The following is a 25512-nucleotide window of genomic DNA, read 5'->3' as shown; positions in this document are numbered from 1 at the left end:
GCCGTGGACCGCGGCTCAGCCTCCGGCGGCGGTGGGCACGTGGTGGTTCCCGTGCACCAGATCGGCCGGGTCGTAGGCGGCCTTCACCTCGCGCAGACGCGCCCACGTCGGCGCGTCGAAGAACCGGCTCGCGTCGACCGGGTGCTCGACGAGGTTCGGGTACTCGCCCACGTTCAGCGGCGCGAGGATGTCGTCGAGCCGCTCGAGGGCCGCGATGCTCTCGGTGTCCGGGCCGATCGGAATCGCGAGGCTGAACACGAGGATCTCGCCGGGCAGCGTCGCGCGGGCGCCCGCGCCGTCGGGACGGCGGGAGAGGGCTCCGCCGACGTGGCGGAACTGCACCAGCGTGAGCGGCGACCCGACGCCGGACAGCGCGGCCAGCGCGGCGATCGCACCGCCGGGCAGTCCGTCGACGAGCGCGGTCGTCGACCGGTACGGCAGTGGGGACTCGGGATCCATCGCCAGGGCGCCGAGCGCCAAGGGGTCCTGCGGGCCGAGGGTGTCCCGCATCGGTCCGAGCTCCTGCAGCGGACGGAGCAACCGCCTGGCCTCCCGTTCGGATCCCAGGTGCGCCGCCATGAGGATCGTGAACGAGCGTCCTCGGACCTCGGGCGGCATCTCGTCCGACGGCGGGAAGTGCATCACCGTGACCCAGGTGGTGAGCGCTTCGGGCAGTGAGGGCAGCAGGGCGCTCCACGTGTGCAGCACCTCGGCGGTGCGCTCGACGGGGAAGAAGTACGCCCCGGACGCGAGTTCCGGCACCTGGACCGCGTCGAACTCGAGCGCGGTCACGATGCCGAAGTTGCCGCCGCCGCCGCGAAGGGCCCAGAACAGGTCGGGGTGGTGGTCGGCGTCGGCGCGGAGGTGCTCGCCGTCGATCGTGACGAGCTCGACCGCCCGGACGGCGTTGCACTGCAGCCCGTGCCTGCGGGTGAGCCAGCCTACCCCGCCGCCGAGGGAGTAGCCGGCGAGCCCGACGCCGAGCGAGGACCCGTGCAGGCCGGCGAGCCCGACGTCGGAGAGCCGCGGCGCCACATCTCGCCATCTCGCGCCGGCACCGACCCTGACGCGTCGCGATCCGGCGTCGACGGCGACCGCGTTCATGCGCGAGGTGTTCACGAGCAGCGCGCCGTCGAGCGGATGGCGGCAGGCCGCACCGTGCCCGGTCGACTGCGCGGCGACCCGGAGCCCCTCGCCGCGCGCGAGGGCGACCGCCGCGGCCACGCCGGCGGCATCCTCCGGCAGGGCGATCAGGTCGGGACGCTGGTCGTCGAGGAGGTTGAACGTGGCGCGCGCGGCATCCCATCCGGCGTCGCCGGGTGCCAGCAGCCGCAGGCTCGACGGTCCTGTGCGTCGCGTCGCTTCGGTGTCGGTCATGCGGGGCTCCGTTCGATGAGCACCGTTGCTCGGCCACAGGGTAGACCCCGTGCCCTGCCGCCCGCTGGAGGACTCGGCTCGCGCGTGGTCGGGTCGCGGATGCCGCGGCCCGACGGCATCCGCTTTCGCGACGGGCGAACAGGGGATGGAACTCGCAGGCGCACCGTGTTGCATGGCGGCATGACCCAGACATCGACATCCGTGCCGCGCATCCGGCTGAACGACGGCCACGACATCCCGCAGCTCGGCTTCGGCGTGTTCCTGGTCGATCCGCCCGAGACCGAGCGGATCGTGACCGACGCGCTCGAGGTGGGCTACCGGCACATCGACACCGCGCGCATCTACGACAACGAGGAGGGCGTCGGGCGCGCGCTCGCCGCATCCGGCATCCCGCGCGACGAGCTGTACGTCACGACGAAGCTCTGGAACACGGATCAGGGCGCGCGGTCTGCGCTCGACGCGTTCGACGCGAGCCTCGACCGGCTCGGCCTCGAGTACGTCGACCTGTACCTGATCCACTGGCCGGTCCCGTCGCGGGACCGCTACGTCGAGAGCTGGAAGGCCCTCGAGCAGATCCGCGCGACGGGTCGTGCCCGTTCGATCGGCGTCTCGAACTTCCTGGCGCCGCACCTGCAGCGGCTGATCGACGAGACCGGCGTCGTGCCGGCCGTCGACCAGATCGAGCTGCACCCCGCGCACCAGCAGCCGTCGGTGACCGCCTTCGCTGCCGATCACGGCATCGCGATCGAGTCGTGGGGCCCCCTCGGCCAGGGCAAGTACCCGCTCCTCGAGATGGCCGAAGTGACGGATGCCGCGGCCGCGCACGGCAGGTCGCCGGCCCAGGTCGTCATCCGCTGGCACCTCCAGCGCGGATACATCGTGTTCCCGAAGTCGAACCGACGCGAGCGCATGGCGGAGAACTTCGACGTGCTCGACTTCGAGCTCACGGGCGACGAGATGCAGCGCATCGCCGAGCTGGAGCGCGCCGGACGCGTGGGGCCCGACCCCGACCACTTCGGCTGAGCGGATGCCGCGTCGGCCGGGTTCCCGCGGATCGCGGGCCCGGCCGTCGGACCTCCGGACCCGCCCGAGCGGCGCGACACGCCCGGGATGCAGGCCCGATTTGCCCGCCGCCCACGGCAGCCCGTAGATTCTTTCTTGTCGCCACGGCGGAGCGGAAAGCGAGAAGCTTCCGGCCGCGAAGATGACAGTCTTAGCCAAACAGCCTCGAAGGCGCATATTGCGACTCGGTTGCTTCAAGCCTAAGATGACTACTCCACTCCCAAGTGAACCGAACGCCTCGAGCGGGCGGTCCGAGCTGCGGAACCTCCACCGACCTCCGGGTCCATGGCGAGACGCCCAGCATGGAGTGGTACAGTAGAGAGGTTGCCCCGGGGGCAGGCCGCGAGGCCGTGACTCGGGTGCGTCCGTTCCTTGAGAACTCAACAGCGTGCACTATGTTCAATGCCAATTTTTTGAACCCCGGCCTCGTCTTCGGATGGGGTGGGTGATTTCTTTGATTGATGGACAATTTGATTTTCGAGTCAGTTGTTTCTCTGTCAGTGATTGAACTTCCTGGCGCTCTTTGGGGTGTTGGGGACCATTTTTTTTGGAGAGTTTGATCCTGGCTCAGGACGAACGCTGGCGGCGTGCTTAACACATGCAAGTCGAACGATGAAGCCCAGCTTGCTGGGTGGATTAGTGGCGAACGGGTGAGTAACACGTGAGTAACCTGCCCTGGACTCTGGGATAACCCCGAGAAATCGGAGCTAATACCGGATAGGACCTTTCCCCGCATGGGGTTTGGTGGAAAGTTTTTCGGTTTGGGATGGACTCGCGGCCTATCAGCTTGTTGGTGAGGTAATGGCTCACCAAGGCGTCGACGGGTAGCCGGCCTGAGAGGGTGACCGGCCACACTGGGACTGAGACACGGCCCAGACTCCTACGGGAGGCAGCAGTGGGGAATATTGCACAATGGGCGCAAGCCTGATGCAGCAACGCCGCGTGCGGGATGACGGCCTTCGGGTTGTAAACCGCTTTTAGTAGGGAAGAAGGGCTTCGGCTTGACGGTACCTGCAGAAAAAGGACCGGCTAACTACGTGCCAGCAGCCGCGGTAATACGTAGGGTCCGAGCGTTGTCCGGAATTATTGGGCGTAAAGAGCTCGTAGGCGGTTTGTCGCGTCTGCTGTGAAAACTAGAGGCTCAACCTCTAGCCTGCAGTGGGTACGGGCAGACTTGAGTGGTGTAGGGGAGACTGGAATTCCTGGTGTAGCGGTGGAATGCGCAGATATCAGGAGGAACACCGATGGCGAAGGCAGGTCTCTGGGCACTTACTGACGCTGAGGAGCGAAAGCGTGGGGAGCGAACAGGATTAGATACCCTGGTAGTCCACGCCGTAAACGTTGGGCGCTAGATGTGGGGACCTTTCCACGGTTTCCGTGTCGTAGCTAACGCATTAAGCGCCCCGCCTGGGGAGTACGGCCGCAAGGCTAAAACTCAAAGGAATTGACGGGGGCCCGCACAAGCGGCGGAGCATGCGGATTAATTCGATGCAACGCGAAGAACCTTACCAAGGCTTGACATATACGAGAACGCCGCAGAAATGTGGAACTCTTTGGACACTCGTATACAGGTGGTGCATGGTTGTCGTCAGCTCGTGTCGTGAGATGTTGGGTTAAGTCCCGCAACGAGCGCAACCCTCGTCGCATGTTGCCAGCACGTTATGGTGGGGACTCATGTGAGACTGCCGGGGTCAACTCGGAGGAAGGTGGGGATGACGTCAAATCATCATGCCCCTTATGTCTTGGGCTTCACGCATGCTACAATGGCCGGTACAAAGGGCTGCGATGTCGTAAGGCGGAGCGAATCCCAAAAAGCCGGTCTCAGTTCGGATTGAGGTCTGCAACTCGACCTCATGAAGTCGGAGTCGCTAGTAATCGCAGATCAGCAACGCTGCGGTGAATACGTTCCCGGGCCTTGTACACACCGCCCGTCAAGTCATGAAAGTCGGTAACACCCGAAGCCGGTGGCCTAACCCTTGTGGAGGGAGCCGTCGAAGGTGGGATCGGTGATTAGGACTAAGTCGTAACAAGGTAGCCGTACCGGAAGGTGCGGCTGGATCACCTCCTTTCTAAGGAGCATCTGGCACTCTTCGGGGTGTCCAGGCATGCCAGATCAGCGGCGTTCGTTCGCTGCTGGCAGCTCATGGGTGGAACATTGACATAGGCATCAGCTGAGTCGTCCTGGTTTCAGTACGCCGGCCCTTCGGGGTGGGTTGGAACGGATCGGGTCGAGGGGGTTGGTGCGTGCACGCTGTTGGGTCCTGAGGGGCCGGACGATCCTCGCGCTTTCGGGTGCGGGGTGATGGTCTCTTCAGACCTTCGCCGATGTTGACCTGTGGGTCTTCGGGGGTGGGGGTTCTGACCGTCTGTTGAGAACTACATAGTGGACGCGAGCATCTTAGATTCAGGACGTCATGTCCTGGGTCACAAAAGGTGAGTCGCCAGGTTGCATCCTTCGGGGTGTGGTTTGGCGTATTCACTGGTCAATTTCTCATCCGGGCCTTCGGGTTCGGGTGTGCGATTCGATAACTCATGTGATTTTCAAGTTTCTAAGAGCAAACGGTGGATGCCTTGGCATCTGGAGCCGAAGAAGGACGTCGTAATCTGCGATAAGCCTCGGGGAGCTGATAAACGAGCTGTGATCCGAGGATTTCCGAATGGGGAAACCCCGCCAGGCCCTCAGGGTGACCTGGTGACTCCCGCCTGAATGTATAGGGCGGGTAGAGGGAACGTGGGGAAGTGAAACATCTCAGTACCCACAGGAAGAGAAAACAACCGTGATTCCGTGAGTAGTGGCGAGCGAAAGCGGATGAGGCTAAACCGGTCATGTGTGATACCCGGCAGGGGTTGCATGGTCGGGGTTGTGGGACCTCTCGGGCTGTTCTGCCGGACAGCCGCGGTGACGCGTCAGGTATAGACGAACCGGATTGAAAGCCGGACCGGAGTGGGTGTGAGTCCCGTAGTCGAAATGCCTGGCCGGCCGGAGGGGGATCCCAAGTAGCACGGGGCCCGAGAAATCCCGTGTGAATCTGTCAGGACCACCTGATAAGCCTAAATACTCCCAGATGACCGATAGCGGACAAGTACCGTGAGGGAAAGGTGAAAAGTACCCCGGGAGGGGAGTGAAATAGTACCTGAAACCGTTTGCTTACAAACCGTTGGAGCCTCCTTGTTGGGGTGACAGCGTGCCTTTTGAAGAATGAGCCTGCGAGTTAGTGATCTGTGGCGAGGTTAACCCGTGTGGGGCAGCCGTAGCGAAAGCGAGTCTGAATAGGGCGATTCAGTCGCAGGTCCTAGACCCGAAGCGAAGTGATCTATCCATGGCCAGGTTGAAGCGACGGTAAGACGTCGTGGAGGACCGAACCCACTTAGGTTGAAAACTGAGGGGATGAGCTGTGGATAGGGGTGAAAGGCCAATCAAACTTCGTGATAGCTGGTTCTCTCCGAAATGCATTTAGGTGCAGCGTTGCGTGTTTCTTGCCGGAGGTAGAGCTACTGGATGGCCGATGGGCCTCAACAGGTTACTGACGTCAGCCAAACTCCGAATGCCGGTAAGTGAGAGCGCAGCAGTGAGACGGTGGGGGATAAGCTTCATCGTCGAGAGGGAAACAACCCAGACCACCAACTAAGGTCCCTAAGCGCGTGCTAAGTGGGAAAGGATGTGGAGTTGCACAGACAACCAGGAGGTTGGCTTAGAAGCAGCCACCCTTGAAAGAGTGCGTAATAGCTCACTGGTCAAGTGATTCCGCGCCGACAATGTAACGGGGCTCAAGCACGTCACCGAAGTTGTGGCATTGACGCGTATAGGCAGGCCTTCGTGGTCCAGCCGTGTTGATGGGTAGGAGAGCGTCGTGTGCTGGGTGAAGCGGCGGTGGAAACCAGCCGTGGACGGCACACGAGTGAGAATGCAGGCATGAGTAGCGAAAGACGGGTGAGAAACCCGTCCTCCGGAAGACCAAGGGTTCCAGGGTCAAGCTAATCTGCCCTGGGTAAGTCGGGACCTAAGGCGAGGCCGACAGGCGTAGTCGATGGACAACGGGTTGATATTCCCGTACCGGCGAAGAACCGCCCACACGAAGCCAGGAGTGCTAAGCATCCCAAGCCGTGACCGACCCTTCGGGGGACGTTGCGGGGCGGCATGCGACCCCATCTGGTGGAGTGAGCGTGATAACAGGTGTGACGCAGGAAGGTAGCCCAGCCCGGGCGATGGTTGTCCCGGGGCAAGCGTGTAGGCCGAGCGATAGGCAAATCCGTCGCTCATGCAGGCTGAGACGTGATGCGGATGAAAAGTGGGTGATCCTATGCTGCCGAGAAAAGCATCGACGCGAGGTTCCAGCCGCCCGTACCCCAAACCGACTCAGGTGGTCAGGTAGAGAATACCGAGGAGATCGAGAGAATCGTGGTTAAGGAACTCGGCAAAATGCCCCCGTAACTTCGGGAGAAGGGGGGCCGGATTCGTGAAGGGACTTGCTCCTGGAGCGTTGAAGGCCGCAGAGACCAGTGGGAAGCGACTGTTTACTAAAAACACAGGTCCGTGCCAAGTCGCAAGACGATGTATACGGACTGACGCCTGCCCGGTGCTGGAAGGTTAAGAGGACCGGTTAGCTCTTCGGAGCGAAGCTGAGAATTTAAGCCCCAGTAAACGGCGGTGGTAACTATAACCATCCTAAGGTAGCGAAATTCCTTGTCGGGTAAGTTCCGACCTGCACGAATGGCGTAACGACTTCCCAGCTGTCTCAACCGCGAACTCGGCGAAATTGCATTACGAGTAAAGATGCTCGTTACGCGCAGAAGGACGGAAAGACCCCGTGACCTTTACTACAGCTTGGTATTGGTGTTCGGTGTGGCTTGTGTAGGATAGGTGGGAGACTGTGAAGCGGGCACGCCAGTGTTCGTGGAGTCATTGTTGAAATACCACTCTGGTCACTCTGGATATCTAACTTCGAACCGTGATCCGGTTCAGGGACAGTGCCTGGTGGGTAGTTTAACTGGGGCGGTTGCCTCCCAAAGAGTAACGGAGGCGCCCAAAGGTTCCCTCAACCTGGTTGGCAATCAGGTGGCGAGTGTAAGTGCACAAGGGAGCTTGACTGCGAGACTGACAGGTCGAGCAGGGACGAAAGTCGGGACTAGTGATCCGGCAGTGGCTTGTGGAAGCGCTGTCGCTCAACGGATAAAAGGTACCTCGGGGATAACAGGCTGATCTTGCCCAAGAGTCCATATCGACGGCATGGTTTGGCACCTCGATGTCGGCTCGTCGCATCCTGGGGCTGGAGTAGGTCCCAAGGGTTGGGCTGTTCGCCCATTAAAGCGGTACGCGAGCTGGGTTTAGAACGTCGTGAGACAGTTCGGTCCCTATCCTCTGCGCGCGCAGGAAATTTGAGAGGATCTGACCCTAGTACGAGAGGACCGGGTTGGACGAACCTCTGGTGTGCCAGTTGTTCCGCCAGGAGCACCGCTGGTTAGCTACGTTCGGGATGGATAACCGCTGAAAGCATCTAAGCGGGAAGCCGGCCTCAAGATGAGATTTCCATCCCCTTCGGGGGGAGAGGCTCCCAGCCAGACGACTGGGTTGATAGGCCAGATGTGGAAGCACCGCAAGGTGTGCAGCTGACTGGTACTAATACGCCGATAACTTGACAATCACTACACACACTCTGTTGTAAGGCTGGAGTGCGTGGCCTGATGACTCGCGTCCACTCTGTGGTTCCCAGCAGACGGGAAAACACACACAATCACACAGTGATACACGCCCCGACCCACCCGGTCGGGGCCCACCGAGACCACCACCACACCCCCGCGCGGGTGTGCTGGTCCTAGAGTTTCGGCGGCCATAGCGCGAGGGAAACGCCCGGACACATTCCGAACCCGGAAGCTAAGACTCGCAGCGCCGATGGTACTGCAGGGGCGACCCTGTGGGAGAGTAGGACACCGCCGGACATCTTTCACGGAAGAGCCGCCCAGAGTTGGGCGGCTCTTCTGCATTTCACGGCCGGGGGACTGACGCGGCTCCCCGCCGCGCCTACGCTTGACCGATGGGCAATCGACTCGCCGACGCATTGAGCCCCTACCTGAGGGCCCATGCCGACAACCCGGTCGACTGGCACGTCTGGGGCGAGGCGGCGTTCGACGAGGCGCGCCGGCGCGACGTGCCCGTGCTGGTCTCGATCGGGTACGCGACCTGCCACTGGTGCCACGTCATGGCCCGCGAGAGCTTCAGCGATCCGGCGATCGCGCGAGTGCTCAATGAGCGCTTCGTCGCGATCAAGGTCGACCGCGAGGAACACCCGGACGTCGACGGGAGCTACCTCGCCGCGGCCTCCGCCTTCACGAGGCAGCTCGGCTGGCCGCTGACCGTGTTCGCCCGCCCCGACGGACGCGCGTTCTACGCCGGAACCTACTACCCGCCGCGTCCCGTGCAGGGCGTCCCATCGTTCGGCGAGGTGCTCGCCGCCGTCGACGAGGCCTGGCGCGAGCGCCGCGACGACCTCGACCGGACGGCGAACGCCGTCGGGGACGCCCTCGCCGCGGCATCCGTGGCCGCCACCGCCGGTGCGCTGCCCGACGCCGTGACCCTGCAGACCGCCGTCGACATCCTCGCCGACGACGAGGACCGGGAGTTCGGCGGGTTCGGCGCGGCGCCGAAGTTCCCCGTCGCGCCCGTGCTCGGATTCCTCGCGCAGGCGGGAGGCGGCGCGAGGAATCTCGCCGAGCGCACCCTCAAGCGCATGGGCGCGTCGCCGCTGCGCGACCCCGTCGAAGGCGGATTCTTCCGATACGCGACGCGCGCGGACTGGAGCGAACCGCACTACGAGCGGATGCTCACCGACAACGCGCTGCTGCTCGCCGTCGCCGCCGAGCTCGCGACGGGACCCGAGGCGCCCGGGTGGGTCGACTCCCTCGCCGATGGCCTCATCGGATTCCTCGTCGACCGGATGCAGCTCCCGGACGGCGGGTTCGCGAGCGCCCAGGACTCCGAGAGCGTCATCGACGGCGAGCGCAGCGAGGGCGGCTACTACCGACGGGATGCCGCCGGCCGCGCCGAGCTCGAGCCCCCCGCCCTCGACGAGAAGGTGCTCGCCGGCTGGAACGGGCTCGCGATCGGTGCGCTCGCGCGCGCCGGACACGTGCTCGACGACCGGCGTGCCGTCCTCGCGGCGCGACAGGCCGCGGAGTACCTGCTCGGCACCCACGTCGGCGCCGACGGCCGGCTCGCGCGCGCCTCGCTCGGCGGCGAGCTGTCCGACGCCGTGGCCACGCTCGAGGACACCGGGATGCTCGCCGGCGGGCTCATCCGGCTCGCGCTCGTGACCGGGGAGGTCGAGCACGCGACGACGGCGCGGGAACTCGTCGACGCCGCCGTCGCCGCGGCATCCGGATCGGAGGCGGCCTTCGCCGCACCCGGCGGTCCGGATCCCGTTCTCGCCGCGCGAGGACTCGCGCTGCCCGCGGACCCCGCCGAGGGTGCGACGCCGTCGGGCGTCACCGCGTGCGCCGACGCCGCCTTCGCCCTGTACGCGCTCGGCGCCGGCGACCGGTATCGCGACACCGCCGAGCAGGCGGTGCGGTCCGTGTCGGGAATCGCCGTGCAGCGCCCCATCGCGTTCGGGGGTTCCCTCGAGGTCATGGCACGCATGGCCGCACCGCTCGTGCAGCTCGTGACCGTCGTCCCCGACGGTCTCGCGGCGCGGGGCGGCGAGGGGGATGTCGACGAGCTGGTCGACGCCACCCGCCGGCACGCGGCATCCGTCTCGACCATCGTCACCGACCGACAGGCGCGACGATTCGCCGACGCCGGATTCGAGCTCTTCGCCGGCCGCACCGCGCGCGGTGGCGAGGCTGCGGCCTACCGGTGTCGAGCGTTCGTGTGCGCGCTTCCCGTGGCCACGGCCGGGGAGCTCCGGGCGCTCGGATCCGATCAGGACTGATCCGTGCGCGCCCGCTCACCAGGTCGAGGGGACGCGGCCGAGCATGCCCCAGACCGCGGTGCTGAGCTCCGGATGGTCGAGAGCGATGTCGCGAAGGACCTCGAACTCGAAGCGGGCAACGTCGCCGCGGCGCGCGGTCGGGTGGTAGGCACGCGCGCGCGCCGGGCTCCACCGCTCGGAATGGAGCCGCTCCTCGCGAAGGGTCGCCACGACCTGCTCGTCGACCGACGGCAGTTCGGGCAGGAAGGTCCAGGGGTCCTCGCCCATGCGGCAGCGCAACTCGATGAGCGCGGAGAGTTCGTCGCGTGCGTCCTGTCGCAGGCGTTCCAGCGTCGTCGACTCCGCCATGTGCGACCTCCCCTCGCTCGTCCGATCGTAACCGACGGTACGCGGCGCGTGTGTCGGCCGGGTTACGCGCCCGCCGCGGGCATGGACGGCGGATGACGCCCGGGTGACGATCTCGCGACGGCGGTCCGGCTGGTTGAATGGTCGCGTGAGCTCCGAGCCCGAGCGACCCATCGGATCCGCCCCCGGGTCGGACCCGGAGGCGGTCGACGCACTCGCCGCCGACCTCGCCGCCGCGGGCTTCACGGTCGCCGCCGTCGAGGCGCTGTGGGGGCGGGGCGGGGCCGCCGACGCCACGGATCCGGGTGCGGCGCTCCGTCGCGGCCATCGGGTTCCGGCACTGCGTGCGCTCGAGCACGTCGCGCCCGGGGAGCGGACGCTCGCGACGCTCGTGCGCTGCTTCGTGCTCGGGATGCCGGTGGCATCCGCTGCCCTCGCGACGGCATTGCCGTGGCTCGGGGTGGCCGGGGCCGAACGGCTCGGGCTCGTGGCCGTCGAGCGCGATCGCGCGGAACCGCGCATCGACCTGCGACCGTACGCGTTCGCCGACGCCGTGGGCGAGGGGGAGTGGTGGATCGCCTCGGACCCGGGCGAGCTCGCCACGGGCGGCGCGCTGCCGGAGGCGCACGTGCTCGGCATCGGCGGCGCGTCGACGACGCTCAGCCGGCTGCTCGTGCAGCGGCCTGCGCGCGCGACGCTCGACCTCGGGACGGGATGCGGCATCCAGGCGATGCACGCGTCGCGATTCAGCGACCGGGTCGTGGCGACGGATGTCTCGGAGCGGGCGCTCGGCTTCGCCCGGCTGAACCTGCGGCTCAATCGGATCGGCGACGTCGAGCTGCGCCTCGGCAGCCTCTACGAGCCCGTGGACGGCGAACGCTTCGACCGGATCGTGTCCAACCCCCCGTTCGTGATCACGCCGCGACGCGAGGGCGTGCCGAGCTACGAGTACCGCGATGCGGGCATGGTCGGCGACGGGCTCGTCGAAGCGGTGCTGCGCGGCGCGGCGCGACACCTCGAGCCCGGCGGGATCGCCCAGCTGCTCGGGAACTGGGAGTACCGCCGCCACGGCGACGACCTGGCCGACGGGCTCGAACGCGTGACCGGCTGGCTCGACGGGGCCGGCCTCGAGTACTGGGTCGTCGAACGGGAGCGGCAGGATCCGGGGGAGTACGCCGAGACCTGGATCCGCGACGGCGGCACGCGCCCGGGGACGCCGGAGTTCGAGGCGCTGTACGGGGCCTGGCTCGACGACTTCGCCGATCGCGGCGTCGAGTCCGTCGGGTTCGGGTACCTGCTGCTCCGGGCGCCGTCGGCAGGCGAACCGCGCAGGCTGGCGCGCGCCGAGCGCCTGCACGGACCGCTCGGCGACATGCCCGGCGGACTCGGGCGTCACCTCGCCGACTGCGTGGCCGCGATGGACCGGATCGCCGCGCTCGACGACGACGGCCTCCGTGCGGCGCGCGTGGCGGTCGCCGACGACGTCACCGAGGAACGTCATCACTGGCCCGGCGCTGAGCAGCCGACCGTGATCCTCCTGCGGCAGGGCGGCGGATTGGGCCGCACGGTCGACGCCGGCACCGGCCTCGCGGCGCTCGTCGGCGCCGCCGACGGCGAGCTGCCCCTTGGTGTGCTCTCCGACGCGATCGCGCAGCTCCTCGAGGTCGATCCGGCCGAGCTGTGGGACGAACTCGGCCCGGCGGTGCGCGAGCTCGTCGCCGGCGGCATGCTGCGACCGGTCGACTGAGCGCGCCCGTCTTCGGCGCGCGTCCGGGCGGCGGCGGTATCCTCGTGCTCGCCCACTGAAAGCGAGCCCATGCCCGACAGTCCCCTCTCCGCCTCCCCCTACGAGGTGCTCGGCGTGCCCGCGGACGCGGACGCCGCGCAGCTGCGCCTCGCCTACCGACGCGCCCTCCGACACGCCCACCCCGACACGGGCGGCGATGCGGCGCGGTTCCACGCCGTGCAGGCGGCATGGGAGCTCGTGGGCACGCCCGAGGCGCGCGCCGCGTTCGACCGCGGCATCCGAACGACCGCGCCGTCCGACGCACCGCACGATCCGTTCGCGCCCGCCGCCCCGCGTCCACGTCGCGACTCGCGTCCGCTCGCGCGCTCGTACGGGCATCCCGGCGGGTTCTCGCGCGAACGGTACCTCGCGCTCATCCGGGAGTGGGCGGGCCGCGGCGTGACCGTGGAGGACCCGTACGACCAGGCGCTCGTGCGGAGCGCGCCGCGCGACGTCCGCCACGTGCTGGCCGACGCGCTCGCCGAGGAGGAGACGGCGCGCGCACTGTCGACGCTCGGCATCGCGTACACCGTGTGGCACGACGTGGCGACGGATGCGGCGGGGCCGGAGCTGCCTCCCAAGCTCGACCACCTCGTGCTGGGCCCGACCGGGCTCATCGCGATCCAGTCCGAGGACTGGGGCGGACCGGTCGACCTGAAGCGGGGCGAGCTCGTCGGCGAGGCGCTCGCGGGGGAGCGGCCGATCCGCGCCCTCGCGGCGCGTGCGAAGGCCGTGACGAGGCCTGCCAAGGTCAAGCCGACCGCCCTCGTGATCGTCGTGCCGGACGAGCACGCCTCCGTGCCGCTCGAGGTCGGCGGCACGAATCGGGGCGCCGTCGTCGTGCTCGTGCGGCGCTCGCGCCTCGCGAGCGCCATCCGCGAGGGCATCCCGGGCTCACCGCAGCTCGGCGGCGTCGACTCGATGGAGGTGCGCGCGCGCCTGCAGGCGACCGTGCGCTTCGCCTGAGCCGGGTGCGGGAAGATGGTGGGATGGGCATCCCTGACGTCGACGCGTACATCGAGGACTTCACCGGGTTCGTCACGGCATCGCCGTCGTCGTACCACGCTGCGGCCGAGGTGGCTCGGCGCCTCGAGCAGGCCGGTTTCGAGCGACTCGAGGAGCGCGACGCGTGGCCGTCCGGGCCCGGCCGTCGCGTCGTCGTGCGCGACGGTGCGGTGATCGCGTGGGTGCAGCCCGCGTCGGCCGGTCCCACGACGCCGTTCCGCATCCTCGGCGCACACACCGACTCGCCGTCGTTCAAGCTCAAGCCGAACCCGTCGAGCGCCGCGGCCGGCCTTTCGCAGGCGAACGTCGAGGTCTACGGCGGTCCGCTGCTGAACTCGTGGCTCGATCGCGAGCTGCGGCTCGCCGGGCGACTCGTCACCCGCGACGGCGCCGAGCACCTCGTCGCGACCGGTCCGCTCCTGCGGATCCCGCAGTTGGCGATCCATCTCGACCGCGGCGTCAACAACGACGGGCTCGCGCTCGACAAGCAGCGGCACGTGCAGCCGATCTGGGGCGTCGAGGGCGGTCCGGAGCCGGCCGACGTGGTGGCGCACCTCGCAGGCCTCGCGAGCCTCGACCCCGAGGAGGTCGCCGGGCACGACGTGTACGTCGTCGACGCGAACCCGCCCGCGCGATTCGGCCGTGGCGACGTGTTCCTCGCCTCGGGCCGGATGGACAACCTGACGTCGGTGCACGCCGGCCTCACCGCCCTGCTCGACGCGCCGGCCGACGCGTCGCACGTCAGCGTGCTCGCCGCGTTCGACCACGAGGAGCTCGGCTCGGAGTCGCGCTCGGGGGCCAGCGGTCCCTTCCTCGACGACGTGCTCACGCGCATCGGCGCCGGCCTCGGCGCCGGCGTCGAGGAGCGCCGCCGCGCATTCGCCGACTCCTGGCACGTGTCGAGCGACGCCGGGCACGCCGTGCACCCCAACTACCCCGAACGGCACGACCCCGTGAACCGGCCGGTGCTCGGCGGCGGTCCGCTGCTGAAGCTCAACGCGAACCAGCGGTACGCGTCGGATGCCGCGGGCTCGGCGCTGTGGGCCGACGCCTGTCGACGCGCCGGAGTGGGCATGCAGCCGTTCGTGTCGAACAACACGATCCCCTGCGGCTCGACGATCGGACCGCTCACGGCGACCCGACTGGGCATTCGCACTGTCGATGTCGGCCCGCCGCTGTTGTCGATGCACTCGGCGCGTGAGCTCGCGCACGTGGAGGACCTCGCCGCGCTCGGTGCGGCGGTGTCCGCGTTCTTCTCGGCGAACTGAGCCCGAGACGCCCGCGCCGGGAGGTTGGCGGGATCTCGCGCATCGACGGCGTGAACCGCGCGGCCCCGCCCGCCGCCCGGTGCGAGCATCGGGACATGACCTCGACGACCGCCGCAGCCGCCCTGTTCGACCACGTCGCCGCACCTGAGGAGGCGGTGCGCCACTTCCGTGCGCGCCTCGGGTTCGAGACGGACGTCTCGGACGTCGCAGCCGCGCTCGCGGCCGACGACGAGCGCGGGTTCGTGCTGGTCGACACCCGCAGCGAGGCCGCGTGGGTCGCGGGCAGGATCCCCGGCGCGATGCACCTACCCGGTCGCCGCATCGCCGACGAGGCGCGCGACCGCATCGCGCCGGGCACGCCGGTCGTCGTCTACTGCTGGGGTCCGGGCTGCAACGGTGCCACGCGCGCCGCGCTCGCCTTCGCCACGCTCGGGCATCCCGTGAAGGAGATGCTCGGCGGGTTCGAGTACTGGGCGCGCGAGGGGTTCGCGGTCGAGCGCGCCGCCGGCACCGAGCGGCATCCGCTGGACCCGCTCACGAACGTCGCCTCGAAGGCCGACGCGATGGAGTGCGCCTGCTGAGGCGGCCGCGCCGCGGCGTCGGTCGACCCCGCGGCATCCGTCAGCGCAGGGGACCCCGCCGCGACTCCAGCCAGAGCGTGTGCTCGCGCAGGCCGTTCTTCACGGCCGCCTTGATGATCAGGTAGCCGATCCACAGGCTGAGCGCGATCACCGCGAGGTAGACGACGATGAAGATGATCAGGGCGAAGGCGCCCATGCCGGCGACGATGTCAGGGTTGATGTTCGGATCCACCCCGATACCTTGTCAGACCTCGCCGCCGGGCAGAAGGGACCCATCCGGGGGACACGCACCGGGGCAGCGCCGTCAGCACTCGATGACGTTGACCGCGAGGCCGCCTTCGCTGGTCTCCTTGTACTTCGTCATCATGTCGAGGCCGGTCTGCCGCATGGTCTCGATGACCGTGTCGAGCGAGACGATGTGGGTGCCGTCGCCGTGGAGCGCGAGTCGGGCGGCCGACACCGCCGTGGAGGCCGCGATCGCGTTGCGCTCGATGCACGGCACCTGCACGAGCCCGGCGACCGGATCGCACGTCAGGCCCAGGTGGTGCTCCATGGCGATCTCGGCCGCGTTCTCGATCTGCCGCGGCGTTCCGCCGAGCACCCCGCAGAGGGCGCCCGCGGCCATCGCGCACGCCGATCCGACCTCGGCCTGGCAGCCACCCTCGGCGCCGGAGATCGACGCGTTCTTCTTCACGAGGCTCGCGATCGCGGCGGCCGTGAGCAGGAATCGGCGGATGCCCTCCTGGTCGGCGCCCGGCACGAACCGGAGGTAGTAGTGGCCGACGGCCGGGATGATGCCGGCTGCGCCGTTCGTCGGCGCCGTCACCACACGGCCGCCCGACGCGTTCTCTTCGTTCACCGCGAGCGCGAACGAGTGCAGCCACTCGGTGGACGTGTCTCGGACGTGTTCGTCGCGGTCGTACTCCTCGAGCCGGCGACGCACCTCGGGGGCACGGCGCTTCACCCCGAGGATGCCCGGCAGCGTGCCTTCGGTGTGCAGGCCGTTCGCGACGCACTCGGCCATGGCCCACCAGATCGCGTCGAGACCCGCGACGATGCCCTCCTCGCCGTGCACGGCGACCTCGTTGCGCCAGGCGACGTCGCAGAAGTTGACCCCGAGCCGGTCGCACAGGTCGAGCAGCTCGGCGGCGCTCGAGTACGGCAGCGGATGCCGCAGGCCTTCCGCCTGCTCGGGGGCGTCGCCCTCGCGACGGATGAACCCGCCGCCGACGGAGTAGTACGTCTCCTCGGCGATCGGCAGCGCGTCGTCATCGCCCCAGGCCTGCAGCGTCATCGCGTTCGGGTGGCCCGGTAGGCGCGTGCGCGGTTCGAGGGTCACGTCGGGCCGGGTCATCGTGATCGGATGCGTTCCGGCGAGGCGGACCTCGGTGCCGTCGGTCCCGAGTCCGGCCCACGCGCCGCGCACCTCGTCTGGGTCGCAGTCGTGCGGCGTGAGCCCGGCGAGACCGGCGACGACCGCGTCAGGCGTGCCGTGGCCGAGCCCGGTCGCGCCGAGAGAGCCGTAGAGCGAGCAGGTGACGCGGCGGACGCCCTCGAGGCGGCCGTCGGCCGCGAGCCCCTCGACGAAGGTGCGGGCGGCACGCATCGGCCCCACGGTGTGGGAGCTGGAGGGCCCGATCCCGATCGAGAACAGGTCGAGGGCTGAGACGAACGCTGTCACCCACCTAGGGTACGTCGCAGCACGCGCACGGATCCGCCGGACGGTCGAAGAATCGTGCGCAACCCGGCATCCACGCTGCGGATCTGCTCCATGCTGGGATCGTCCGGACTTCTGGCGTTCACGCGAGGAAAGATGACGCGAGGACCGCAGCTAACGACGAAAGTCGTTGACATGTCTCCGGATGACTTCGAGGGCGGCCGCTCCTGGTACGAGGGCGCGGGGCACACGTATGCGTCGTGGTCGGACTCGCTCTTCCTCGAGCACACGCTCAAGGGCATCGAATGGACCGCGGGCCCGGCGGCGACGGCGTGACGTTCAACGAGGTCGGCGAGATCGTCGGTGGACTCGACGACGGATCGCTCCGGGTCGACAAGCTGGGCTCCGACGTCTCGGCGTACCTCGACGCCGCCGAGGCCGCCTCGGATGCGGGCGGCCACGCGGGCGCGATCGCCGTGCTGCGGCAGGCGCAGGCCAAGGCGAACGGCCTCCAGGACGGGGTGCTCGTCGCCAAGATCGGCGACCTCATCGAGTGGCAGCAGGGGCTCGCCTCCTGAGATCGGAGCGGTCGTGGCCCCGGGCATCGCCTCCGGGGCCACGGCCGTCGCCCAGCCGGTGCCGCGTAGACTCGGGAGGATGTCCGTGATCGAGTCCGCCTCCGTGCGCATCCGCCTCATGCAGGATGCCGATGCCCCGCTCGTGGGCCGCCTCGTGCGCCAGGCGTACGCAGTGGACTACGAACTCGGCGAGGACTACCTCGCCGAGATCGAGGCGGTCGCCGACCGCGCACGGGTGCACCAGGTGTGGGTGTCCGTGGACGCGGCCACCGGCGAGCTGCTCGGCACCGTCACCACTCCGCGACCCGGCCGGCGCATGTCGGCGGTCGCACGACACGCGGACGAGCTCGACTTCCGGTTCCTCGGCGTCGCAGCGGCCGCACGCGGGCGCGGCGTGGGCGAGGCGCTCGTGCGGCACGTCATGGAGCTCGCGGCGAGCCGCGGCATCCGTCGCGTCGTGCTCAACACCGGGCCGCAGATGGCGGCGGCCCAGCGTCTCTACGAGCGGCTCGGGTTCGAGCGCCTCGCGGATCGGGAGTTCACGTTCGAACGCACCGACGGCACGGCCATCCGCATCATGGCGTACGGCATGGACGTCGACGTCGCCACGGCGGAGGCATCCGCCGCCTGACCGCGGTCAGCGCACGCCGCGCCGGCTCGTGATCTGCCCCGTGTCGAAGCCGAGCAGGTGCAGGCCGCCATGGAAGCGCGCGTGCTCGACCTTGACGCAGCGGTCCATGACGACCGTCAGCCCCTGTGCTTCGCCGTAGTAGGCGGCCTCCTCGTTCCAGATGCCGAGCTGCACCCAGATCGTCGTCACGCCTGCGGCGACGACCTCGTCGACGACCGACGGGATGTCGCTGCCCCGGCGGAACACCACGACGATGTCGGGCACCTCGGGGAGGTCGGCGAGGTTCGCGTAGGCGGGCTGCCCGAGGATCTCGGTCTCGTTCGGGTTCACGAAGTACACGCGATAGTCGCTCGACTGCTGCAGGTACGTGCCGACGAAGTAGCTCGAACGCTGCGGCTTCGGCGAGGCGCCGACGATCGCGACCGACTTCGCGGAGTTCAGGATGCGCTGCCGCTGCTTGGCGTCGGGGCCGATCCACGTGCGCTGCGACTTCAGCAGCTTCGCGAGGGGCGAGCTCGCCGGGAGCTCGCACGAGAGGCCGTTGACCAGGCGGACGGTCTCGACGTCGCCGGTGGCGGCATCGGTCGCCCGGGGCTCGGCCGTGGTCGTCGGGTGGGTGGCAGCGCTCATCGGGTGCCTCCGATCGTGGCGCCGGCGACGGCCAGCTCGGCGGTCGCGGCCGACAGGGCCTCGTCGAGATCGGCGATGATGTCCTCGACGTCCTCGATGCCGACCGAGAGCCGTACGACGCCGGGCAGCACGCCCGCGTCGAGCAGCTGCTGGTCGGTCAGCTGCGCGTGCGTGGTCGACGCGGGGTGGATGATCAGCGTCTTCGCGTCGCCGATGTTCGCGAGGTGGCTGGCGAGGTTCACCGACTCGATGAGCTTCTGGCCGACCTCGCGGCCGCCCTTCACCTCGAAGCTGAACACCGAGCCGGGGCCCTTCGGGAGGTACTTCGCGGCGCGCTCGAAGTGCGGGTGGTCGGGCAGCCCGGCCCAGAACACGCGCTCGATGCGCGGGTCGGCGTCGAGCCACTCGGCGACGACGCGGGCGTTGTCGATGTGCGCCTGGATGCGGTACGGGAGCGTCTCGACGCCCTGCGCGAGCAGGAACGCGGAGTGCGGCGCGAGGGCGGGGCCGATGTCGCGGAGCTGCTCGGCGCGGAGCCGCGTGAGGAACGCGTACTCGCCGAAGTTGCCCGACCACTGCAGCCCGCCGTAGCTCGGCACGGGCTCGGCGAACAGCGGGAACTTCGGGGAGTGCCAGTCGAACCGGCCGGACTCGACCACGACGCCGCCGAGCGTCGTGCCGTGTCCGCCGAGGAACTTCGTCGCCGAGTGCGTCACGAGGTCGGCGCCCCACTCGATCGGACGGTTGAGGTAGGGCGTCGCGATCGTCGAGTCGACGATGAGCGGGATGCCGTGCGCGTGGGCGACATCGGCGAGGCCCTCGAGGTCGGCGACCTCGCCGGACGGGTTCGCGATGGTCTCGACGAACAGCGCCTTGGTGCGCTCGGTGATGGCGGGCGCGTAGTCGGCCGGGTCGGACGAGCGCACGAACGTCGTCTCGACGCCGAAGCGGCGGAGCGTGACATCCAGCTGCGTGATCGAACCGCCGTACAGGTTCGCCGACGCGACGATGTGGTCGCCCGATCCCGCGAGGCTCGCGAAGGTGATGTACTGCGCCGACAGCCCGCTGGCGGTCGCGACCGCGCCGAGGCCGCCCTCGAGGCTCGCGACGCGCTCCTCGAAGGCCGCGACCGTCGGGTTCGCCAGGCGCGAGTAGATGTTGCCGTACTTCTGCAGCGCGAAGCGCGCCGCGGCGTCCGCGGTGTCGTCGAAGACGAAGGCGCTCGACTGGTAGATCGGGAGCGCGCGGGCGCCCGCCTCGGCGTCGGGGATGTTGCCCGCGTGGATGGCGCGGGTCTTGAAGCCGTATTCGCGGTCTGCCATGGGGCCACGGTAGTCGGCCGGGTCGCGGCATCCGCTCGTCGCCGTAACGCGGGGCAACGGATGCCGCGGCGCGGCCGCTACGCGCCGAGCACGTCGTCGGTCGTGGTGACGGCGGCGAAGCCGCCGCCGTGGAGGTTCACCGCGGTCGCGAGCGCGAGGTCGGCAGCGCCGATTCGGAGGCCGCCGGGCCCCGCCATGTCCGACGTGTGCGTCGCATCGATCGGCAGCGTCACGTCGTAGCCGAGGTTGCCGGCCATGCGCGCGGTCGTCTCGACGCACACGTTAAAGGGGGTCTAAGAAGGGGCCCGGCGGGGGATCCTTCGCCCGGAGGCCTCTCGCGCCCTGTACAGCCGAATCAAAGCAATTGGAGAGGGTTGAAGACCCGCTACGACAAGCACGGCGTGATCTACGCCGCCGTCGCGATCACGCCGTGATCGCCCGAGCGGGACACTTCACGATCGAGCCCTATGCGCCCCCACGATCGAACAACCGCTGACGCGCCTCCCGCACGAGCTCCGAGTATTCCGGCTTGAACGGCTCGACTAGCAATCGCTCGAGCGCACCTAAGAGGGCGTCGATGGCGGTCTGCTCACCCTGCTCAAGCCGCAGATCGCGATCCTCATCCTCCCAGCGACTCAGGAGATCGAAGAGGACGAGCGCCTCATCCGCCTGCAGCACCACGAGCCTCTCTGTCATGGGCCAACGCTAGAGCACCTCACCGCACGGAAGGCATCGTCAGACGGGACTGCCCCCGATCAGCCGCGTGTCACCAACCAGCTGACCGAGTACACCTAGCGCAGGGCTCCGAGCACGTCGTCGGTCGCGACGACCCGCGCGAAGCCGCCGCCGTCGAGGTTCACCGCGGTCGCGCGCGCGAGCTCGGCCGCGGTGAGGCGGATGCCGCCGGGCCCCGCCATGTCGAACGTGTGGGTCGCATCGATCGGCAGCGTCACGTCGTAGCCGAGGTTGCCGGCCATGCGCGCGGTCGTCTCGACGCACTGGTTCGTCTGGATGCCGCACACGACCAGCTGCCGGACGCCGCGTTCCTGCAGCCACGACTGGAGGTCGGGCTCGCCGTAGAACGCCGAGTTCACGTGCTTGGTGACGAACAGGTCGTGCGCCGCCTCGGCGACGATCGGCTTCAGCGCGTTGCCGGGGGAGCCGGGCGCGAGCGGCGACCCGGGCGTGCGGGAGTCGTGCCGGACGAGCACGATCGGCCGCGCGGCATCCGCCCAGGCCTGCAGGAGCCGGCCGATGTTCGCCTCGGCGTCGGGGTTGTCGCGTTCCCCCCAGTACGGGTCGTCGAAGCCCTGCTGCACGTCGATCACGATCAGGGCGGCGGTGTCGTCGAATTCCATGCGTCCATCGTGCCGCCGGGCCGGTCACGCTCGCGCGCCGCCGTCTGCCGTCGTTCGGCGAAGACCTGCCAACCCGACCGGTACCGTTGGGCGGGTGATCCTGGAGCACGCCGTCCTCCCCGTCGTCCCCGGCCGCGAGGCCGAGTTCGAAGCCGCGTTCGCCGAGGCGCGGAGCATCATCTCGTCGATGCCGGGCTTCGTCGACCTGACACTCTCGCGTTCCGTCGAGACGCCGAACCACTACCTCCTGCTCGTGCACTGGGAGCGGCTCGAGGACCACGACCCCGGGTTCCGCGGTTCCGCCGCGTACGGACGGTGGCGCGAGCTGCTGCACGGCTTCTACGACCCGTTCCCGGTGGTCGAGCACTTCCGCGAGATCGTCGCCGTGCCCGGCGGAGCCACGCGATGAGCGCCGTCACCCGGGTCGAGACGGTCGTCGTCGGCGGCGGAGCGATGGGCGCCGCGACCGCATGGCACCTCGCTCGCCGCGGCCGCGACATCGCCCTCCTCGAGCGCTACGAGCCCGGCCACCGCAACGGCGCCTCGCACGGGGCGTCGCGCAACTTCAACGTCGCCTACGCCGACCCGGCCTACGTGCGGATGCTCGTCGAGGCGCTGCCGTTGTGGCGCGAGCTTGAGGGGGAGTCCGGGACGCCGCTGCTCGACCTCGTGGGCGTCGCCAACCACGGCCATGGCGCGCACTTCGACGACGTGCACGCGGCGCTCGCCGCGGCAGGCATCCCCGCCGAGTTCCTCCCGGTCGAGGAGGCGGGGCGCCGCTGGCCCGGCATCCGCTTCGACGCCCGCGTCCTCTTCAACGCCGAAGCCGGCAGGGTGAACGCGGATGCCGCGGTCGCGACGCTGCACGCGTCGGCCGCCGCCGCCGGAGCAGACGTGCGGCACCGCACGCGGGCCACGCGCATCGAGGCGGTGGGGGACGGGCGCGTGCGCGTGGCATCCGTCACCGATGCCGGCGTCGAGGAGGTCTTCGAGGCCCGCACGGCCGTGGTGACCCTCGGCGCCTGGACGACGAAGCTCGTCGGCGGGCTCGCGCTTCCGTCCCTCGTCGTCACGCAGGAGCAGCCCGCGCACTTCGCCGTGCGCGACGAGTCGGTCGCGTGGCCGAGCTACAACCACTTCCCGGGCGCGGCGGCCGACGGCTACGACTACTGGCGCTCGCCGGTGTACGGCATGCTCACGCCGGGCGAGGGCGTGAAGGCCGGATGGCACGGCGTCGGCCCGGTCGTCGACCCGGACGCGCGCGACTTCCTGCCCGTGCCCGACCAGCTCGGCGACCTGCAGCGGTACGCGCGCGACTGGCTGCCCGGCGTCGACGCCGACGCGGTCACCCCGATCAGCTGCACGTACACCACCACGCCGGACGAGCACTTCGTGCTCGACCGGATCGGTCCGATCGTCGTGGGCGCGGGGTTCTCCGGCCACGGCTTCAAGTTCACGCCCGTGGTCGGGCGGATCCTCGCGGACCTCGCGGAGGGCGCCGGCCCGGCGCCGGCCCTGTTCTCCGCCGACCGCGTGATCGCCGCCGCGCCCGGCTCGCCGACCGGCCTCGCCGGCCGCTGAGCCGCTCGCCGCGGCATCCGCTCGCCTGCACAGGGCCTGATCAGGCCCGATTGCTAGCCTCGGGGGAGGTCGCCGGACGGCGGCCCCGGACGAGGGAACCCAGTACCCGGAGCGCGACAAGACTGGCCGAAGGAGTGCCGTCATGTCGTGGATCGTCCTCATCCTCTCCGGAGTGCTCGAGGCTGTGTGGGCCACCGCCCTCGGCAGGTCCGAGGGCTTCACGAAGCTCTGGCCGTCGGTCGTGTTCGGCGTCACGCTCGTGCTCTCGATGGGCGGGCTCGCCTGGGCCATGCGCGACATCCCCGTCGGCACCGCCTACGCGGTCTGGGTCGGCATCGGCGCGGCGCTCACCGTGATCTGGGCGATGGTCACCGGCGAGACGGATGTCTCGTGGGCGCGTCTCGCGCTCATCGCGGGCCTCGTCGGCTGCGTCGTGGGGCTGAAGCTCGTCGACGGCGGCGCGGGGCACTGAGGTCCATGCGGAAGAGCGGCTGCGCTGCGTCGGCTCGTGGTCGCCGGGCGGTGTTCTGCGAAGGATCCCTCAATGAGGATTCTCGGAAACACTCGGAGCATCTCGCGCAGGAATCGGCTTTTGCCGTCTCTGACCACCGTGGGAAGTATGAGCAGCACTATGGTGGCGACGGCGGCACCATCGGCCGCCGGGACGCGAGATGTCAGGCGAATCGTGGGGGGACGAATGAGCGAATGGCAGCGGACGGCGCAACAGGAAGGGCTTCGGCGACGGGCCGCTGAAGCCGCGGTGTGGGCCATGCCAGCGGTGAACTACGAGATGATGCGGGCCACTTTGGCGCCGGACGGCGGCAACGGGTTCGTGTACTGGTCGGGCTTGCTCGACTGGCGCAACCAGACCCTCACCCCGAACCCGGACCTGATCTACTACATGGCCTTCATGGACCCCGGCGCAGACGGGCCGTTCGTCGTCGACATCCCACCCGGCACCGGCGAGCACGTGCTGAACGGGAGCCTCTGCAATATCTGGCAGGTACCCCTCGAAGACGTGGGCCGGTTCGGCGCCGACGAGGGCCGCGGCGCGAAGTACCTCCTACTCCCACCCGGATACGACGACGACGTCCCGGACGGGTACCTCCCGATCCGGTGCGACACCCGCCGGGTGTACGCGCTGCTGCGCTCAGTGCTGCCGGAGGCCACCGACCGCGCCCTTCAGGACGGGCTCGAGTACTGCCGCGGCATCCGCATCTACCCGCTCGCCCAGGCAGACGACCCGCCCGAGACGCCCCGGCACGACCTGCAAGGTCGCATCGTCGACACCCGCATCCCGTATGACCTCCGTTTCTGGGAGGCGCTCGACCGCGTCATCCAGGCCGAACCCTGGTTGCCCCGCGATCGACCCTTCGCCGAGATGCTCGCGAGCATCGGCATCAAGCGAGGAGCACAGTTCGAACCTGACGCCGACCGCGTGGCCCTGCTGGAGGAAGCCCTGCACGACGCGCACGCCTTCCTCCGGGATCGGTACGAGCACGAGCCGACGTTCTACGAAGGCCGGCAATGGTTCTTCCCAGCGGGTCGCGACTTCATCACCGGCCAGGCAACCAATTTCACAGATGGTGAGGTCTACCCGTACACGGATCGCGGGGTGATCTACCACATGGCATTCATCGGACTGAAGAGCCTGGGCATCGGCCAGTTCTACCTCGTGAATCTGCGCGACTCGGATGGCGAGCTGCTGCGTTCCGACCGTTCCTACCGCATGCGGGTGCCAGCCGGCGTGCCGGTCTCGCAGTACTGGTCGGTCACGGTCTACGACGGGAATGATCACACTTTCATTCGCGGGAACGAGAAGTTCTCGGTCGCGTCGAACGCGCTCGACTTGAAGACCAACGACGACGGCTCAGTCGACGTCTACTTCGGGCCGACCGTCGCCGGGAACGAGGCGAACTCGGTGCCGACCTCGAACTGCGAGACCTTCGAGCTCATGTTCCGCTTCTACGGCGTCGGCCCGGAGGTCATGAGCAGGCAGTTCCAACTCGAGGACGTCCACCGGGTTTAGGTCGACTCGACCCGTGAGCGCGACGGCCAGGCCCAACCCGATCATGAGGGGCGGGCCGATCACCGTGACCATCGCTGCGGAGAACACGTCGCCGGGTTCCGTTTCCAGTGTCACCACAGAGGATGAGTGTCCTCCATGAGTCTCGCCCGTGCCGTCTCGACCTCCGATTTGTATGTCGGAGATACGACGGCCGCCAGCTGCGTTTCGAGCGTCGCGACGATGTCCCAGAGGACCTGCTGCTCGGGGAACGGGATCCGACTGTCATCGTTGGACTTCGCGAGCCATTCTTAGAGCACGAGTGCCTCATCATTCGAAAAGCTGACTTGTATCTCGTCGGTCATTCCTTATCGTCTTCGACCGGGCCCAACTCATGACCG

General features: G+C 68.6%; 22 protein-coding genes, 3 rRNA genes and 1 riboswitch. Of the genes, 16 read left to right on the top strand and 9 right to left on the bottom strand.

Features of this window, described 5'->3' with window-relative positions:
• Nucleotides 1–15: 15 nt before the first annotated feature.
• Nucleotides 16–1377, bottom strand: a complete 1362-nt coding sequence (locus ACULK4_RS12660; RefSeq protein WP_445965945.1) for an FAD-binding oxidoreductase — start codon at nt 1375–1377, stop codon at nt 16–18.
• Nucleotides 1378–1557: 180 nt separating this feature from the next.
• On the opposite strand from ACULK4_RS12660, the gene ACULK4_RS12655 reads away from it, so the two are divergent.
• The 5 genes from ACULK4_RS12655 (at nt 1558) to ACULK4_RS12635 (ending at nt 10364) form a co-directional block, all read left to right on the top strand.
• A complete protein-coding gene (locus ACULK4_RS12655; protein ID WP_445965944.1) occupies nt 1558–2400 on the top strand; it encodes an aldo/keto reductase in 843 nt (280 codons plus the stop codon).
• A 583-nt stretch (nt 2401–2983) separates the two neighbouring features.
• Nucleotides 2984–4508, top strand: a 16S ribosomal RNA gene (locus ACULK4_RS12650).
• Nucleotides 4509–4978: 470 nt separating this feature from the next.
• Nucleotides 4979–8080: ribosomal RNA gene (locus ACULK4_RS12645) — 23S ribosomal RNA — on the top strand.
• A gap of 179 nt (nt 8081–8259) precedes the next feature.
• A 5S ribosomal RNA gene (rrf, locus tag ACULK4_RS12640) occupies nt 8260–8376 on the top strand.
• Together the 16S, 23S and 5S rRNA genes form the textbook arrangement of a ribosomal RNA operon.
• A gap of 95 nt (nt 8377–8471) precedes the next feature.
• The gene (locus ACULK4_RS12635; RefSeq protein WP_445966894.1) at nt 8472–10364 is read left to right on the top strand and encodes a thioredoxin domain-containing protein; all 1893 of its coding nucleotides are present in this window, start codon (nt 8472–8474) and stop codon (nt 10362–10364) included.
• Between the two features lie 15 nt (nt 10365–10379).
• Here ACULK4_RS12635 and ACULK4_RS12630 read toward each other — a convergent pair whose 3' ends face one another.
• Nucleotides 10380–10712: a hypothetical protein gene (locus ACULK4_RS12630; protein WP_445966895.1), complete on the bottom strand. Its 333-nt coding sequence runs from the start codon at nt 10710–10712 to the stop codon at nt 10380–10382.
• Nucleotides 10713–10857: 145 nt separating this feature from the next.
• Here ACULK4_RS12630 and ACULK4_RS12625 point away from each other — a divergent pair, with 145 nt between their 5' ends.
• From ACULK4_RS12625 to ACULK4_RS12610, 4 genes are all read left to right on the top strand, one after another.
• Nucleotides 10858–12456 carry a DUF7059 domain-containing protein gene (locus tag ACULK4_RS12625; RefSeq protein WP_445966896.1) on the top strand — a complete coding sequence of 533 codons (1599 nt, stop codon included), beginning with the start codon at nt 10858–10860 and terminating at the stop codon, nt 12454–12456.
• A 69-nt stretch (nt 12457–12525) separates the two neighbouring features.
• Nucleotides 12526–13461: a DnaJ domain-containing protein gene (locus tag ACULK4_RS12620; RefSeq protein WP_445966897.1), complete on the top strand. Its 936-nt coding sequence runs from the start codon at nt 12526–12528 to the stop codon at nt 13459–13461.
• 23 nt (nt 13462–13484) lie between these two features.
• Nucleotides 13485–14768, top strand: a complete 1284-nt coding sequence (locus ACULK4_RS12615) for a M18 family aminopeptidase (protein WP_445966898.1) — start codon at nt 13485–13487, stop codon at nt 14766–14768.
• A gap of 95 nt (nt 14769–14863) precedes the next feature.
• On the top strand, nt 14864–15349 hold the full coding sequence (locus ACULK4_RS12610; protein WP_445966899.1) for a rhodanese-like domain-containing protein: 486 nt from the start codon (nt 14864–14866) through the stop codon (nt 15347–15349).
• Between the two features lie 40 nt (nt 15350–15389).
• On the opposite strand, the gene ACULK4_RS12605 is transcribed toward ACULK4_RS12610, so the two are convergent.
• A complete protein-coding gene (locus tag ACULK4_RS12605; protein WP_445966900.1) occupies nt 15390–15581 on the bottom strand; it encodes a hypothetical protein in 192 nt (63 codons plus the stop codon).
• 72 nt (nt 15582–15653) lie between these two features.
• Complete coding sequence (locus tag ACULK4_RS12600) at nt 15654–17030, bottom strand: L-serine ammonia-lyase (protein WP_445966901.1); 1377 nt, start codon at nt 17028–17030, stop codon at nt 15654–15656.
• 171 nt (nt 17031–17201) lie between these two features.
• Between ACULK4_RS12600 and ACULK4_RS12595 the strand changes: the two genes are divergently transcribed.
• The 3 genes from ACULK4_RS12595 (at nt 17202) to ACULK4_RS12585 (ending at nt 18215) form a co-directional block, all read left to right on the top strand.
• On the top strand, nt 17202–17342 hold the full coding sequence (locus ACULK4_RS12595; protein ID WP_445966902.1) for a hypothetical protein: 141 nt from the start codon (nt 17202–17204) through the stop codon (nt 17340–17342).
• Nucleotides 17312–17584: a hypothetical protein gene (locus ACULK4_RS12590; RefSeq protein ID WP_445966903.1), complete on the top strand. Its 273-nt coding sequence runs from the start codon at nt 17312–17314 to the stop codon at nt 17582–17584. The genes ACULK4_RS12595 and ACULK4_RS12590 overlap by 31 nt, the downstream gene beginning before the upstream one ends.
• 79 nt (nt 17585–17663) lie before the next feature.
• Nucleotides 17664–18215 carry a GNAT family N-acetyltransferase gene (locus tag ACULK4_RS12585; RefSeq protein ID WP_445966904.1) on the top strand — a complete coding sequence of 184 codons (552 nt, stop codon included), beginning with the start codon at nt 17664–17666 and terminating at the stop codon, nt 18213–18215.
• A 6-nt stretch (nt 18216–18221) separates the two neighbouring features.
• Here the strand turns inward: ACULK4_RS12585 and ACULK4_RS12580 are convergent, their stop codons facing one another.
• The 5 genes from ACULK4_RS12580 to ACULK4_RS12560 all read right to left on the bottom strand — a co-directional run bounded on the left by ACULK4_RS12580 (nt 18222) and on the right by ACULK4_RS12560 (nt 21525).
• The gene (locus ACULK4_RS12580; RefSeq protein ID WP_445966905.1) at nt 18222–18845 is read right to left on the bottom strand and encodes a CoA-binding protein; all 624 of its coding nucleotides are present in this window, start codon (nt 18843–18845) and stop codon (nt 18222–18224) included.
• Nucleotides 18842–20167 (bottom strand): O-acetylhomoserine aminocarboxypropyltransferase/cysteine synthase family protein, encoded by a 1326-nt coding sequence (locus ACULK4_RS12575; RefSeq protein WP_445966906.1) that lies wholly within the window; start codon nt 20165–20167, stop codon nt 18842–18844. The genes ACULK4_RS12580 and ACULK4_RS12575 overlap by 4 nt, the downstream gene beginning before the upstream one ends.
• A gap of 77 nt (nt 20168–20244) precedes the next feature.
• Nucleotides 20245–20448, bottom strand: coding sequence for a cysteine hydrolase family protein (locus tag ACULK4_RS12570; RefSeq protein WP_445966907.1), 204 nt, complete (start codon nt 20446–20448; stop codon nt 20245–20247).
• Between the two features lie 184 nt (nt 20449–20632).
• A complete protein-coding gene (locus tag ACULK4_RS12565) occupies nt 20633–20863 on the bottom strand; it encodes a hypothetical protein (protein WP_445966908.1) in 231 nt (76 codons plus the stop codon).
• A 95-nt stretch (nt 20864–20958) separates the two neighbouring features.
• Entirely contained in the window at nt 20959–21525 is a 567-nt protein-coding gene (locus ACULK4_RS12560) for a cysteine hydrolase family protein (protein ID WP_445966909.1), read from the bottom strand.
• Nucleotides 21526–21619: 94 nt separating this feature from the next.
• Here ACULK4_RS12560 and ACULK4_RS12555 point away from each other — a divergent pair, with 94 nt between their 5' ends.
• The 4 genes from ACULK4_RS12555 to ACULK4_RS12540 all read left to right on the top strand — a co-directional run bounded on the left by ACULK4_RS12555 (nt 21620) and on the right by ACULK4_RS12540 (nt 25135).
• A complete protein-coding gene (locus ACULK4_RS12555) occupies nt 21620–21934 on the top strand; it encodes an antibiotic biosynthesis monooxygenase family protein (protein WP_445966910.1) in 315 nt (104 codons plus the stop codon).
• Entirely contained in the window at nt 21931–23106 is a 1176-nt protein-coding gene (locus ACULK4_RS12550; protein ID WP_445966911.1) for an FAD-dependent oxidoreductase, read from the top strand. Before ACULK4_RS12555 ends, ACULK4_RS12550 begins: the two co-directional genes overlap by 4 nt.
• A 64-nt stretch (nt 23107–23170) precedes the next feature.
• Nucleotides 23171–23237: riboswitch (guanidine-III (ykkC-III) riboswitch) on the top strand.
• Between the two features lie 11 nt (nt 23238–23248).
• Nucleotides 23249–23578, top strand: coding sequence for a DMT family transporter (locus tag ACULK4_RS12545; RefSeq protein WP_445966912.1), 330 nt, complete (start codon nt 23249–23251; stop codon nt 23576–23578).
• A 225-nt stretch (nt 23579–23803) separates the two neighbouring features.
• On the top strand, nt 23804–25135 hold the full coding sequence (locus ACULK4_RS12540) for a DUF1214 domain-containing protein (protein WP_501043316.1): 1332 nt from the start codon (nt 23804–23806) through the stop codon (nt 25133–25135).
• The last annotated feature ends 377 nt before the right edge of the window (nt 25136–25512 follow it).

It is taken from the genome of Agromyces selenitireducens, assembly GCF_052748465.2.
Note: the sequence above shows the minus strand (reverse complement) of the source record. Positions and strands in the feature narration are given on the sequence as shown.